11 protein-coding genes are annotated in these 13,594 nt (G+C 55.7%); 8 read left to right on the plus strand and 3 right to left on the minus strand.

From position 1 onward, the window contains the following. Positions 1-114: 114 nt before the first annotated feature. Positions 115-927: an amidohydrolase gene (locus ACFFJP_RS20910; RefSeq protein WP_377248941.1), complete on the minus strand. Its 813-nt coding sequence runs from the start codon at positions 925-927 to the stop codon at positions 115-117. Between the two features lie 10 nt (positions 928-937). Further along, on the minus strand, positions 938-2,098 hold the full coding sequence (locus tag ACFFJP_RS20915; protein WP_377248944.1) for a methionine aminotransferase: 1,161 nt from the start codon (positions 2,096-2,098) through the stop codon (positions 938-940). A gap of 178 nt (positions 2,099-2,276) precedes the next feature. Here ACFFJP_RS20915 and mtnB point away from each other — a divergent pair, with 178 nt between their 5' ends. The 6 genes from mtnB (at position 2,277) to ACFFJP_RS20945 (ending at position 10,176) form a co-directional block, all read left to right on the plus strand. Next, complete coding sequence (gene mtnB, locus ACFFJP_RS20920) at positions 2,277-2,897, plus strand: methylthioribulose 1-phosphate dehydratase (protein WP_377248947.1); 621 nt, start codon at positions 2,277-2,279, stop codon at positions 2,895-2,897. 238 nt (positions 2,898-3,135) lie between these two features. Next, positions 3,136-4,380, plus strand: coding sequence for an efflux RND transporter periplasmic adaptor subunit (locus ACFFJP_RS20925; RefSeq protein ID WP_377248950.1), 1,245 nt, complete (start codon positions 3,136-3,138; stop codon positions 4,378-4,380). Between the two features lie 38 nt (positions 4,381-4,418). Next, the gene (locus tag ACFFJP_RS20930) at positions 4,419-5,117 is read left to right on the plus strand and encodes an ABC transporter ATP-binding protein (RefSeq protein WP_377248953.1); all 699 of its coding nucleotides are present in this window, start codon (positions 4,419-4,421) and stop codon (positions 5,115-5,117) included. Beyond that, the gene (locus ACFFJP_RS20935; protein ID WP_377248956.1) at positions 5,114-7,555 is read left to right on the plus strand and encodes an FtsX-like permease family protein; all 2,442 of its coding nucleotides are present in this window, start codon (positions 5,114-5,116) and stop codon (positions 7,553-7,555) included. The genes ACFFJP_RS20930 and ACFFJP_RS20935 overlap by 4 nt, the downstream gene beginning before the upstream one ends. 51 nt (positions 7,556-7,606) lie before the next feature. Next, positions 7,607-8,956: a sigma-54-dependent transcriptional regulator gene (locus ACFFJP_RS20940; protein WP_377248959.1), complete on the plus strand. Its 1,350-nt coding sequence runs from the start codon at positions 7,607-7,609 to the stop codon at positions 8,954-8,956. Beyond that, positions 8,956-10,176 carry an ATP-binding protein gene (locus ACFFJP_RS20945; protein ID WP_377248962.1) on the plus strand — a complete coding sequence of 407 codons (1,221 nt, stop codon included), beginning with the start codon at positions 8,956-8,958 and terminating at the stop codon, positions 10,174-10,176. Before ACFFJP_RS20940 ends, ACFFJP_RS20945 begins: the two co-directional genes overlap by 1 nt. Here ACFFJP_RS20945 and ACFFJP_RS20950 read toward each other — a convergent pair. Then, positions 10,173-11,465: an NCS2 family permease gene (locus ACFFJP_RS20950; RefSeq protein ID WP_377248965.1), complete on the minus strand. Its 1,293-nt coding sequence runs from the start codon at positions 11,463-11,465 to the stop codon at positions 10,173-10,175. The genes ACFFJP_RS20945 and ACFFJP_RS20950 overlap by 4 nt on opposite strands. 69 nt (positions 11,466-11,534) lie before the next feature. On the opposite strand from ACFFJP_RS20950, the gene ACFFJP_RS20955 reads away from it, so the two are divergent. Beyond that, positions 11,535-12,479 carry a glutaminase gene (locus tag ACFFJP_RS20955; RefSeq protein ID WP_377248968.1) on the plus strand — a complete coding sequence of 315 codons (945 nt, stop codon included), beginning with the start codon at positions 11,535-11,537 and terminating at the stop codon, positions 12,477-12,479. Positions 12,480-12,635: 156 nt separating this feature from the next. Beyond that, a complete protein-coding gene (locus ACFFJP_RS20960) occupies positions 12,636-13,514 on the plus strand; it encodes a LysR substrate-binding domain-containing protein (protein WP_377248971.1) in 879 nt (292 codons plus the stop codon). Positions 13,515-13,594: the final 80 nt, after the last annotated feature.

The following is a 13,594-nucleotide window of genomic DNA, read 5'->3' on the forward strand; positions in this document are numbered from 1 at the left end:
TGTACTTTTCCTTTGTAACAAAAGCCATCCGCAAAGTCTCGTCTCTACGCTATCAATTTTGCCGCTGATCCCGACAAAACAGCCTGCACAGCCGCTGGCGCCAGCAGCTGAAACTTATTCAGCTGTCAGGATAAATGTATCGGCATCAAGTCCCGCTGGAAATTGCCGGCGAAATTGTTGTAATGCCAGCAAATCCAGGCGGCAGCGCAATACACCGGCTTCGCCCGGCGCCAGTTCCGCTAATGGCTCACCCAGATAATTCAGTATCACCGAATCGCCGCTGTAAGCATGACCGTTCGCATCCTGCCCGACACGGTTGCAACCCAATACAAAAGCCTGATTTTCAATGGCGCGCGCCTGCAGCAATGTACTCCAGATCCGGCTGCGTGCTGCCGGCCAGTTCGCCACATAAATCACTGCGTCGTAATCGTTCTGATTGCGCGAAAACACCGGAAACCGCAGGTCGTAACAGACCTGCAGTAGGAGGCGGAAGCCTTTAAATTCAACGATCACACGGCGCTGACCTTGCTTGTAATGCTGATCTTCGCCGGCCATACGGAATAAATGCCGTTTATCGTAATAAGCGATTTTGCCTTCTGGCTGCACCCATAACAGCCGGTTAAAAATACCGGCATCGGTTGATACCGCCATCGAACCACAAATCACCGCACCAAGCTGCTGTGCCTGTTGCTGCAGCCATTGCAAAGTCGGGCCTTGCATGGTTTCTGCGATCTGCCGGCTTTGCATCGAAAAACCGCTGTTAAAGGTTTCTGGCAACACGATTAAATCCGCACCTGAGGCTTGCCACAACAAAGGCTGCAATAATTCACGGTTCGCTGCGGCATCCTGCCAGATCAGTTCAGTCTGGATCAGTGCCACATCCAGGCTATCAGTTTGGACCTGTCCGGCAGTGACATTCTGGCTCATGTTGCATTCCTCACGATGCTATCGGAGACAGCGCCTGCAGTCTGGCCGCGGCCTGCTCTAAGGTGTGCTGTTGTTTGGCAAAACAAAAACGGATGATCCGGCTGTCCTGCTCCTGACGGGAAAATACCGACAGCGGGATCGCCGCGACACCCACTTCGGTGGTCAGCCAGTCGCAAAAACGCACATCATCCAGCGTACTGACTGCGCTGAAATCGACCAGTTGAAAATAAGTGCCCTGACAAGGCAATAACCGCAACGCAGAACCACTGAGTAACTGCTGAAACAAATCACGTTTTTGCTGATAAAACGCCGCCAACCCTGTCACCAGCTGCGGAGCAGTATCAAGTAGCTCAGCGATGGCATATTGCGCCGGCGTAAAACTGGAGAAAGTGACGTACTGATGGATTTTGCGAAATTCCGCGCTCAGCAGTTTTGGGGCTGTGCAATAACCAAGCTTCCAGCCGGTGACATGGAAGGTTTTGCCAAAAGATGACACGATAAAACTACGCTCTGCCAGAGCCGGATACTGTCGGGCACTTTGCGGCTTGCGGTCATCAAACACCATATGTTCGTAAACTTCGTCACTGATACAAAACAGGCCATGACGCTGCACCAGATCCGCCAGCGCTTGCCAGTCCAGATCGGTGAATACCATGCCGGTCGGATTATGTGGGCTATTAACAATAATCAGCCGGGTGCGGTCACTGATGCGTCGCTCGACCGCGGCCCAGTCCACCCGATAATCCGGCGCACACAACTGAATATGCACGGTTTTACCGCCGGCCAGTTCGACGGCTGGCTGGTAACTGTCATAGGCCGGGTCAAATACGATGACTTCGTCGCCTGTGCGCACCAGCGCCTGAATGGCGACAAACAAGGCCTCAGTGGCGCCGCTGGTGATGGTCACTTCGCTATCGGCACAAACCTGCACCCCATAAACCCGCTCGATCAGCCTGCTGATTTGTTGTCTGAGCTCCGGCACACCCGGCATCGGCGCATATTGATTGCGACCCGCCAGTACCTGACGGTTTAACGCGTCCAGCAAGCGTGGCTCGGCCGGAAAATCCGGAAAGCCCTGCGACAAATTCAGCGCGCCATGTTGCTGCGCCAACTGTGACATCCGGGTAAAAATGGTCGTCCCGACCGCCGGTAATTTACTTTTCAGTTCCATCAGGGTGCCTTCGCCGTACTGCTTGATCTGTACGCCATGCTAGCACTTCAACCGCGGCCCGCCTATCCGTCCAGCTGTGCACAACGGCAACGTAAGGAAAAACGACTTGGCCGCTTTTTTATCCGGTGCTATCATTCCAGACAGTTTCACGTATAGACGTCTAAACATAAAGATGAACATGACAGCCAGCCTCCAACTGAACCCTTATGCTATCCAGCTCTGTACTATCGGCCGCTGGATCGCGCAAAAAAACTGGCTGCCGGCCACCGGCGGCAATTTGTCGATCCGCGCATCTGAGCACAGCTGCTTACTGACCGGCCAGAAAGACAATCATGAATTCAGTCCGCAGGATCTGCGTAATGTCAATTGGGCCGATGGCGACTTGCGCTGTAGTGGCGCGCCGGCGGCAGAAACTGCGTTGCATGTGGCGTTTTACCAGTTATTTCCACAGTGCAAAGCAGTGTTGCATTCGCACTCACTGAGCAGCACCGTTTTTTCCCGCTTAATCCGCGCCGACGGTTATCCGGTCAGCGGTTATGAGATGCAAAAAGGCATTGCAGGTTGCAGCGACGCAGACGAAGCGCTGCAGCTGGTGATCCTGGATAATGCACCAGAAGTCACGCAACTGGCGGCGCAATTACGCCAACGCGCCGGTGAACTGCATTCTGCTGTACTGGTTCGGGGTCACGGCCTGTACGTCTGGGGCGATACACTGGAACAGGCCAAGCGCCATCTGGAAAGCTGGGAGTTTTTGATCGCCTGCGAATTGGAACGGCTGAAAATCGCCGGCGGCGTCTGACGCGGGTCTGATTGTGGCGCCACCGGCTTGGCCGGTCGCGTCCGCCAGCATTGTTATAAAACCTGTCTCCGTTACCTGCTCTCTGTGCTATTTCGCGTGCGATTTCGCACATCGCTCCGTTTCAGGTGTGAAATCGCACGCCAGAAAAATACATAAAATATTGTATTTAAACAAATTAACACTTGGCATAGCTTTTCCATAATCCATCGCACAGCATTATTGTTTCGGACCTTGTGTGATGGATATTCAGCTCGACCCACCTGCCCGCTGGCGGCGCTGGTTGCCTTCAGTCCTCGGGCTCATCATTCTGGCCTTCCTGATAGCTTTATTGCTGCGTCCAATCAGTCCGGTTCTCAGCGCCGGCAGTACACCAAATAGCGCGGTTCAGTTTGGCGATTTGCAGCTATTCAGTGAAGCTCTGGGGACACTGCAATCCGCAGAACAACGCCTATTGACCGCCGAAGTTGGTGCTACTGTCGTCGCGATTTTGCAGCAACCGGGCGCCACACTGACGCCGGACAGCCCAGTATTGCAACTCGATAATCCACAACTAAAACTTCAGGTGCAAAGCGCCAGGCATCAGGTCGCCAAACAACAAAGTGCCTTGCAGGCGTTTGCGGCAACACAGCAACATCAGCTGCTCAGTCAGCAGGCAGAAGTCGTCAGGATGGAAACTGAAGTGGCGGCCAGCGCGCTGGAGTTTCGTCTGCATCAGGAGCTGGCAGAGAAAGGCATCGCTGCACGGGTCGAGCTGCGCCGGGCCGAATTCCGTCTGCAACAGCAACAACAACTGCTGGCGCTGGAGCAACAAAAAATCATTCAGTTACGTCAGCAGCAACAGGCTGAGCTGGCACAACAACAGCTGACTCTGCAACAACATCAGGAAGAATTGCAGTTGTTGATCCAGCAACAACAACAGTTGACGGTCACCGCCGGTATGCATGGCATGCTGCAGCAGCTGGATGTTGAATTGGGCCAGAGTGTGGCTCAAGGTCAGGCGCTAGCGCGGATTGGCAGCCAGCAGTTGCTCAAAGCGCAAATTCAACTGGACCACCGGGACGCCGACAAAGTTACAGTCGGCACTGAAGTGTTGCTGCAAACGGTCGCTGGCAACATCCGTGGCGAACTGAGCCGCATCGAGGCCATAGTGCAGGAAGGCACAGTCAATGCTGAAGTGCGGCTGCCGGCCAGTCTGCCGGCACAGCTACGACCAGCGCAGCATGTTCAGGCCAAAGTCCGGCTTGGCGAGCGCAAGAACGTCGCCTATATCCGCCAGTTGCCGGGCTTAACGCCGCATCAGACCCACCGGGTTTTTCTGCAACCGGCCAACACAGATCAACACCGCGCTTTTGCCCGCGAGCTGACCTTTGGTGCGCTCAGCAACGGCTTTTTGATCATTGAACAAGGCGCCAGCGGCGGCGAAGTGCTATGGGCACCGGATCCGGCACGCTGGCCTCAGCCCGAAATCAACACCGGCGCCTGATGCCGGCATCCCAGATTCTGTACAAGGAGAAAAAACAAATGACAGATTTACTAATTGAAGCACGCGCTATATGCAAAAGTTTCCGCCAGGGCGAAGTGGCGGCTCTGGCCATCCAACAACTGGATTTACAGATCCGCCGCGGCGAGTTTGTTGCAATCACCGGGCCTTCGGGCTGCGGTAAATCCACCGTGTTACATTTGCTTGGCCTGCTGGACAGTGCTGACAGCGGTCAGTTAAAACTGGCGGGAATTGACGTCAGCACGCTGAGTATGGACCAGCGTAGCCGCATCCGGAATCAACATATCGGCATCGTATTTCAGGCGTTTCATCTGATTGACCGCCTCAGTGTCTATGACAACGTGGCCTTACCACTGCGACACCGTGGCTGGAAAGAGCAGCAAATCCGGCCGCTGGTGCAACAATGTCTGGCCGACGTAGATGTGGGCCACCGTCAGGACTTTTTCCCGTCGCAACTCTCAGGCGGACAACAACAGCGGGTCGCGATAGCCCGAGCGCTGGTGACGGATCCGGATTTATTGTTACTGGACGAACCCACCGGCAATCTGGACAGTAAAAATGGCGACAGCGTGCTGCAGCTGCTGCAACGGCTGCATCAGCAAGGCCGCAGCATTGTACTGGTGACACACGACGCCCGTTACGCTCGCTGCGCAAGCCGGCAGATCCAGTTACTCGATGGCCGTCTGCTCAGCGATCAGCAACGTCAGGAGGTGGCATGATGTTGTACTGGCACGCCGTGAAAGCCGGTTTGTTCCGCTTGTTATTGCAACCACGCAGCAGCGTTCCTGTCGTACTCAGTCTTGCACTGACTCTGGCGGCACTGCTGACGGTTGCAGTGCTGTACCGTCAGCTGCATCTGGCACCTTTGCCACATATCACCAAACCTGAACAGCTCAGTGTGCATCAGGTCAATTTACAAATGGGCAAAGGCGACAGCTGGCAATGGCCGGCACTGATCAACGATGTCACCTTCGGCCAGGCGCTGCGACAGCTCAAAGCTTATGGTCAGTGGGGGTATTTGCAACGCAAAGGTCAGCTCGACTGGCAAAATACCGACCGGCAGCGCCTCAGTCAGACCGACAGCTGGCTGGCTGCCGCCGGCACTGCCGAAGTGCTGGGCCTGCCGCTTTTGCTAGGCAAATCCACTACGCTGGCCAATCCGGATGAACTGTGGATCAGCGACGCCTTATGGCAACAACAATTTCAGCGCAACCCGGCCGTCATTGGCCAGGCGCTGACGCTGAAACAGCGCCAATACCGGATTGCCGGTGTACTGGCGACAACAACCGCCTTACCGATGACAGGTCCAATTCGCAGCCAGCAGATCTGGCAGTTTTTTCAGCCAGCTGAAACGCTGCAGCAGGAATTCTCGCTGATGTCCGGTACTTTGCTGATTTTACGCAGCCCCAATCGCCAGCAACCAAGTGCTCAGTTTCTGCGTGATTTGCAACTGACGCAGCAACCGCTTACCAGCAACAAGCTCAGTCATTTTGCCGACCAGTTTGGCCTTGGCGTCTATCAACGCGATTATCGCCAGCATCTGCTAGGCAACAGTGCCACCCTGCTGTTGGTCACAGGCGTAGCTGCCGGCCTGATGGTGTTGCTGGCGGTGCTGAATCTGACACAATTGCTGCTGGCGCAATATGCCGGCCGCCAGCACGAATTTGCCGTGGAACAACTATGCGGTGGCTCGGCGACGAAACAACGGCTGCTGCTGGCACTGGAAAATCTGAGCTGGTTGCTGCCGGCGCTGGGATTAGGCCTGTTGTTATGCCACTGGTTGTTACAATGGGTGCCGTTATTAGCCGGCACCGCTTTGCCGATGACTGACAACCTGCAGCTGGCCGGCGCTGATGTCGTTGTTGCGCTGGGCTTGTTACTGGTCCTGCTGACATGGTTCAGCCTGATTTGGCGACCAGGGACTTCTCCGCTACAACAACTTAGCGGCAGCGGCAAAGGTACCCCTCGCCAGCTGGGACGCTGGACAGGCCCGTTGTTGTTATCCGCCCAGCTAGCACTGGCAGTGATACTGGTCGGTTGCAGTGGTTGGCTAGCCTGGTATCAGGCCGGGGAGCTGACCTGGGCCCGTGGTTTTAGTCTGGATCACAGTTATGACCTCAGTGTTCAGCTGCCGCAAGCCCCGAAAGACAGCCGGATCCAGCTCGACCGGCAGGCCTACATGCAATATAACCAACTCCGTCAGGCCACACTGAGTCAGCTGAAACAGCGACTGCAACAACAATGGCCGGACTTGCAGGTGCATCAGGGCCAAGTGCCATTTACCAGCAATATAGTGCGGAATTTCCAGTCGGTGCAGCAACCGGACCTGAAGTTCAGCAGTCTATTGCAACAGACAGAAACCGGACTCTTTGCCACTTATCAGATGCATGTTCTGGCGGGGCAACTGCCGGCAGCGACGGATACCAAAGCAGCGCTGGTGCTGGATGAAGCAGCTGCTCGTTTAATCAGCCCAGCCGACCCGGCCAAAGCCGTCGGACAGCAGCTGACCCTGCAAGGTAAAGCGCTGCCGGTGCTGGCCGTGGTCCGCGACATTAGCAGCAACAAAGGCGAAGGGAATCTACCGCAGCTATATCAACTGGGCCAAACCCTGACAGATGCCCAGACAATCAGTCTGACTTTAAAATTCGCCCGGCCAGAACCAAAGGCCGAATCACAGGTACGCGCACTGCTGCAGGATTTATATCAGGGGCAGGCGCTGCAATGGCAGGATAATCAGCAAGAATGGCTGGACCGGACCGCGCAGTCGCGCCTGTTGCTGTTGCTTCAGCTGCTGTTTTGCCTGAGTAGCCTGGTGCTGGCCCTGTTAGGCTGTGGCGGCCTCAGTCTGCAGCTGGTACGGCAGCAAAGTTATGAGCTGGCGATCCGGTTGGCAACCGGAGCCAGCAAGGGACAACTGCTGTGGTGGCTCAGCCGTCGTCAGCTCGGTGCAGCACTGGTTGGAGCCGCCATTGGCTGCGCCGGCAGCATTCTGCTGTATCAGCAATTACCACGCTGGTTCAGCAGTATTCCGCCACTGCCATGGCTGGCTTTACTGCTGCTGGTATCCTTGTTACTGTGCAGCGTTTTTGTAACCATGTTGTGGCCTGCACAGCAACAATTGCGGCGGGATCCGCTGCAAAGCCTGCGCAGCAGCTAGGCCTGCGGACCAGACCAGCGACATTGGATAGTGGAAAAGCCGGAGTTTTTTATGCAAAGCCCTGCCCGTATTCTGGTAGCAGACGACGATGCCGACATCATTCTGGCGTTGGAGTTATTGTTACAACAAGCCGGTTATCAGGTGCTAACGGCCAGCACACCGGCACAGGTTCTGCAATTTGCCGCCATCAAGCCCGATCTGGTCCTGCTGGATATGAATTTTTGCAGCGACACCACCAGCGGACACGACGGTCTGCAACTACTGCCGGCACTGAAACAACTGGAACTGAGTGTGATCCTGATGACAGCCTGGGCCAGCATTGATTTAGCCGTGCAGGCGATGCAGCAAGGCGCCGACTATTTCCTGCAAAAACCTTGGCATAACAGCACTTTGCTGCAATTGATCGCTGACCGGCTGGAACTGCGCCGGCTGCGGCAACGCCAATGGCAGCAGCAGCAGCTGGCACAGCAGGAACGCAGTGCTTGGGTAGCCCACAGCGAGGTGATGCAACGGTTGGAAAAACAACTAAGCCGTATCGCTGGCAGCGACGCCAATGTGTTGATCCTGGGTGAAAGCGGTGTTGGCAAATCGGCGCTGGCTGCACGGATCCATCAATTGTCAGCGCGCCACAGTGGCGCCTTTGTCAGCGTCAATATGGCAGCGATCCCGCAACAGTTATTCGAAGCTGAGTTGTTTGGCCACGAAAAAGGTGCTTTTACCGATGCAAAGCACAAACGCACCGGACGTTTTGCGCTGGCCGATGGTGGCACTTTGTTTCTGGATGAAATTGGTTGTTTGCCGGCTGAGCTGCAACCAAAGTTATTGCGGGTGCTGGAAACCGGCTGGTTTGAACCGGTCGGTGCCAGCAAAAGTCAGCGCAGTGATGCGCGGATCATCAGTGCGACCAACAGCGAACTAAGCAGCGACCAGTTCAGGTCGGATTTATTGTTCCGGCTGAATACCCTGGTCATAGAGATCCCGCCATTGCGCGCACGGCCACAAGATATTCCGGCGCTGGTCCAGCAGCTGTTGCCGGCATTGTGCCGCAAACACCACAGGCCGCAGCTGCAACTGAGTCCATCGGCCTGGCAACAACTGCAGGATTACGCCTGGCCCGGCAACGTGCGCGAACTGCAGCATGTCCTTGAACGCGCAGTCGTGCTGGCTGAACAGACCGAATTACACAGCAGCGATTTGGCCCTGCAACCGTCACCCCCGCAGCCACCTTCAGACCAGGCCACACCACTGGCACCTATGGGTCTGCCACCTTTTGATTTGCAGTGGCATCAGCAACAACTGATTAATGCCGCGCTACAGGCAGCCGAAGGTCAGCAGGCGGAAGCAGCGCGTTTGTTAGGGATCAGCCGGTTTGCGCTGGCACGCCGGTTGGAGAAATCCTGATGGCGGCAATAGGTCAGGGGCCGGTATCCGTCTGGTGGGCTTTAGGCTGTGGCTGGGCCTTATGGGCGTCGCTGCTGGGACAACTGTACAGCCACTGGTCCGTGCTGGCATGGCTGACCATGGTCTACTGCAGCATCTGGCCTATGGCAGGTTGGTCCTGGTGGTTGTGGCGCCGGGTCAGGCAGTGGCCACAACATTTATTGCTGGCGATCCAGCAACAACCACATCCAGGCCCACAAGTCGATGCACACTGGCACTGTTTGTGGGAACTGACGCCACAGCTGCAGCAGCCCGGCCTGCCAGCAGAACAGGTATTGACCGCAGTCCTAGGTAGTCTGCCGTTTCCTTTGTGCCTGTTCGGTCCCAATCAACAATTACGTTTTGCCAATGACGCCGCCCAACAATGCCTGCAGCGCCCTTTATTGGCCGGCAGTACACTGCAGACGCTGGGCTTTCAGGGACAGGCGCCGCTACTCAACCATCCAGATCTGCGCTCGGGCTGGCAACAGTTCAGCTTGCAGGTGCAACTGCCGGAGCAAAGTTTTGGACTGTTTTACGCCCTGGATCTGCGCCATCCACTTTATCAGCAACAACGCCAGAGTCAGCAGCAGCTGGTACGGGTTCTTAGTCATGAACTGCGCAATTCACTGACACCAATGCAATCGATGACAGAAACGCTGCTGAGTCAGCCGGAATTGCCGCAAGCCACCACCCGTCAGGTACTCAGTCGGATCCAGGCCCGTAGTCAGCGCCTGTTGGCTTTTCTCGACGGTTATCTGCAACAGCAGCAGCTACCGGCCGCGCATCCGGTCTGGTTTGCCCTGCCACAGTTAGTCGATGAACTGAGCCATAGCCTGCAACTGCCATTGGAATATCAGGGCGAGCCGCAATGCTACGCCGACCCACTGCTGTTTCAGCAGCTACTGCAAAATCTGCTACTGAATGCGGCTCAGGCGCAGCAACAAAACGGCAGTTTAGCCGTACTACAACTGCGGTACGGCATTGATGGCCGGCAACAGTGGCTGGAGCTGCGGGACCACGGCTGCGGCATTCAGAACCCGGACAATCTGTTTACCCCTTTTTACACCACCAAAAATGCCGGCCAAGGCGTGGGCCTGCTGTTATGTCAGGATATTTTGGTGCGCCATCACGGCAGCATCCGACTGAGCAATCACCCGGATGGCGGTGTTGTTGCCAGTTTGCAGTGGCCGCTGGCCTAACTTAAAAACACAATCTTCAGCACAAACAACGCGGTCAGCAGCCAGACACTCCAGCTGACTTCGCGATGTTTGCCACACAGGGCTTTGGTCAGCGCGTAGGTGATAAATGCCAGCGCGATGCCATGCGCGATGGAAAACGTCAGGGGTGTCAGCAGCAACACCACAGTGACAGGCGCCGCTTCGGTGATGTCATGCCAGTCGATTTCCTGCAGATTAAACAACATCAGCACGGCGACATAAAAAATCGCGCCTGTGGTGGCATACACCGGCACCATCGCCGCCAGCGGGGCAATAAATATACAGAGCGCAAATAACAAACCGACCACCACTGCGGTGAGGCCGGTACGCCCACCGGCAGCGACGCCAGCCGCACTTTCGACATAGCTGGTGGTCGTTGATGTGCCAAGTGCTGCACCTGCTACCGCAGCCAGGCTGTCTGCGGCTAAAGCGCCGCCGAGGCGTTCGACATTGCCGTCTTTATCCGCCAGACCGGCTTTTTGCGTGACCGCCAGCAAAGTGCCGGAGTTATCAAAAATATCGACAAACAAAAAGGCGAAAATAACGCTGAGCAGCGCGACATCAAAGGCCGCAGCGATATCCATCTGCAGGAAAGTCGGCGCCAGTGACGGTGGCAACGCTACGAGGCCCTGATAAGCCACATCGCCACGCCCCAGCGCCACGGCCGTCATCAGCAGCACGACACCGAGCACAGCGCCATGCCAGCCACGGGCATGGCCGGCGGCAATCAGGAAAAAGCCCAGAATCGATAACAACGGCGTGGCACTGGTTAAATCACCAAGCGTGACCAATGTCGCCGGATGGGCGACGATAATGCCGGCATTTTTCAGCGCGATCATCGCCAGAAAAGCACCAATACCCGTGGCGATACCGAGTTTCAGCGTGCGCGGGATCACATTGATAATCCACTCGCGCACCTTAAACAGGCTCAGCAACAAAAACAGTACACCGGCAATAAACACGGCACCGAGCGCAGTTTGCCAGCTGTGGCCCATGCCGAGCACCACGCCATAGGTGAAAAATGCATTCAGGCCCATGCCCGGCGCCAGCGCGATGGGATAATTGGCTATCAGCCCCATCAAAATCGAACCCACCGCGGCCGCCAGACAGGTCGCGACAAAGACCGCGCCTTTATCCATGCCGGCTTCCGCCAGCATCGCCGGGTTGACAAAAATGATGTAGGCCATCGTGAAGAACGTAGTCAGTCCCGCCACCACTTCGCGGCGCACTGTGGTGCCGTGGGCGGTTAATTTGAAGAATTGTTCCAGCATAGTGATTCCGGCCAGGTGAAAAATGCTTATAGTACACGCTGTTGACGATTTTTATAGTCAGGAGCAACGATGTCTGGCACAGCACCAGCAGTTGATTATCAGGCCATTCTCGACCAAATCTGGTTAGAAGTGGCCCCGCGGCTGGGTGAAGGCAAAGTCGCCAGTTATATCCCGCAGCTGGCGACAGTACCAGTGGCGCAATTTGGCATGGCAGTTTACCGGCTGGACGGGCAAATGTTCAGCATCGGCGCGGCGCAGACGCGTTTTTCCGCGCAATCCGTGACAAAATTATTTGCTTTGGCGCTGGCCTATACCCGGGTTGGCGATAGCATCTGGCAGCGACTTGGCAAAGAACCTTCAGGCACGGCGTTTAATTCGCTGGTTCAACTTGAACTGGAACGTGGTATTCCACGCAATCCGTTTATCAACGCCGGCGCTTTGGTCATCACGGATATTCTCGCCAGCTGTTTTGTTGGCTCTGAAATCGCTTTATTGCAGTTTATCCGCCAGCTCTGTGGCAGTACCGCCCCGGATTTTGACCTGAAGGTGGCAGAATCCGAATTAAAAACCGCCCACCGGAATTTCGCGATCGCCCATCTGATTAAAGATTTCGGCAATCTGCACAATACAGTGTCAGCCGTGGTGCGCAGTTATTGCCGGCAATGTTCCATCACGCTCAGTTGCGAAGAGCTGGCGCGAGCTGCAGCTTTTCTGGCGAATCACGGCTCTATGCCTGCCTGTGTGCCCGGTGGCACGCAAATTCTCGATGCCAGCAGCGCCAAGCGCATCAGCGCCGTGATGCTGACATGCGGCACCTACGATGCCGCCGGCGAGTTTGCTTATCGGGTCGGTCTGCCGGCAAAAAGCGGCGTCGGCGGTGGCATTGTTGCTGTGATCCCCGGCGAAGCAGCCGTGGCGGTCTGGTCACCCGGTTTGGACGCCAGCCATAACTCGGCGCTTGGTACTTATGCGCTGGCGCGGCTGACCGATCTGACACGACACTCCATTTTCTGAGCCAATGCGACACAGGAAATCGCACCAAAATAGTGCAATGCTGCGCCAGCGTCAGGCAGTCAAACCGGTACAAAAATCATAACTAATTGAATTTATTGAATTCACATCATTGCACAGGCCTTGCATTGAAAGCGTTTTCCTTGCGGAGTTTTCAAGATGGCGGTGCATACCCCGTTGCGTGGCCTGCGCTGTTTTTGTGTCGCAGCCGAATGCCTGAGTTTTAAAGACACCGCGCGTCAGTTATATCTGACGCCTTCTGCGGTCAGTCATCAAATCAAACAACTGGAAGAGCAGCTGGGTTTTTCGCTATTTGAGCGCCAGACCCGGGCTGTGGTACTGAGCCGGCAAGGCCAGCAATTTTACCAATCCATCAAGCCGTTACTGCAGGGTATCGAAAGCACTGTGCAGCAATTTTGCCAGCAACAACGCGAGCAAAAAGTCAGCATCACATTGCCGGAATTTTTTGCCAGTGAGTTTTTTGTGCCACGTTTAGTCGGCTGGTCAGAACTGCATCCGGACATTAATTTGCAGCTGGAAACAGTGAAAAGCCGCAGTGATCAGGGCCGCCATACCGATCTGCAGATTGTGCTGGCCAGCAGTAAACCAACCGACAAAACCAGCCATCAGCTGTTTCCAATTAGTTACGTGCCAGCCTGTAACCCGGAATGGTATGAGAAATTGCAGACTGAAGAGCAATCACCGCTGGAGCAAGTGCCGCTGATTGTGCATCAGGCGCGGCCCTGGTGCTGGCATCAATGGGCAGACCAGGCCGGCTTTGATGATTTCCGACCGAAGCAAATCATTCAGCTCGACAGCATGTTCAGTGTGGCCCGTGCCGCACAGCAAGGCTTAGGAGTCGCCCTGATCCCGTTGCCGATCAGTGCAGCCTGGTTTGACAGTGGCAGCCTGGTGCGGTTGTACGAAGAAGAACTGCGCACGCGCGACCACTATTACCTGATCCAACATGAAAGTGCCGAACACAGACCTGAAATCAAATTACTGGTGGACTGGGTACTGGAGCGTTTCCAGCTATAGCTGAAAACGGGTCAGGCATCAGCTGCATTTTTCTCGTTTGTCAGCAGCACAGGGACAGCACTACCATTCATCTCAACAGC

This window comes from Rheinheimera tilapiae (genome assembly GCF_042432165.1).
Taxonomy (GTDB): domain Bacteria; phylum Pseudomonadota; class Gammaproteobacteria; order Enterobacterales; family Alteromonadaceae; genus Pararheinheimera; species Pararheinheimera tilapiae.

What these genes read in the sequence shown, in the direction of transcription:
- ACFFJP_RS20910 (WP_377248941.1), bottom strand. Translation starts at nt 927, where the DNA reads ATGAGCCAGAATGTCACTGCCGGACAGGTCCAAACTGATAGCCTGGAT.
- ACFFJP_RS20915 (WP_377248944.1), bottom strand. Translation starts at nt 2,098, where the DNA reads ATGGAACTGAAAAGTAAATTACCGGCGGTCGGGACGACCATTTTTACC.
- mtnB (WP_377248947.1), top strand. Translation starts at nt 2,277, where the DNA reads ATGACAGCCAGCCTCCAACTGAACCCTTATGCTATCCAGCTCTGTACT.
- ACFFJP_RS20925 (WP_377248950.1), top strand. Translation starts at nt 3,136, where the DNA reads ATGGATATTCAGCTCGACCCACCTGCCCGCTGGCGGCGCTGGTTGCCT.
- ACFFJP_RS20930 (WP_377248953.1), top strand. Translation starts at nt 4,419, where the DNA reads ATGACAGATTTACTAATTGAAGCACGCGCTATATGCAAAAGTTTCCGC.
- ACFFJP_RS20935 (WP_377248956.1), top strand. Translation starts at nt 5,114, where the DNA reads ATGATGTTGTACTGGCACGCCGTGAAAGCCGGTTTGTTCCGCTTGTTA.
- ACFFJP_RS20940 (WP_377248959.1), top strand. Translation starts at nt 7,607, where the DNA reads ATGCAAAGCCCTGCCCGTATTCTGGTAGCAGACGACGATGCCGACATC.
- ACFFJP_RS20945 (WP_377248962.1), top strand. Translation starts at nt 8,956, where the DNA reads ATGGCGGCAATAGGTCAGGGGCCGGTATCCGTCTGGTGGGCTTTAGGC.
- ACFFJP_RS20950 (WP_377248965.1), bottom strand. Translation starts at nt 11,465, where the DNA reads ATGCTGGAACAATTCTTCAAATTAACCGCCCACGGCACCACAGTGCGC.
- ACFFJP_RS20955 (WP_377248968.1), top strand. Translation starts at nt 11,535, where the DNA reads ATGTCTGGCACAGCACCAGCAGTTGATTATCAGGCCATTCTCGACCAA.
- ACFFJP_RS20960 (WP_377248971.1), top strand. Translation starts at nt 12,636, where the DNA reads ATGGCGGTGCATACCCCGTTGCGTGGCCTGCGCTGTTTTTGTGTCGCA.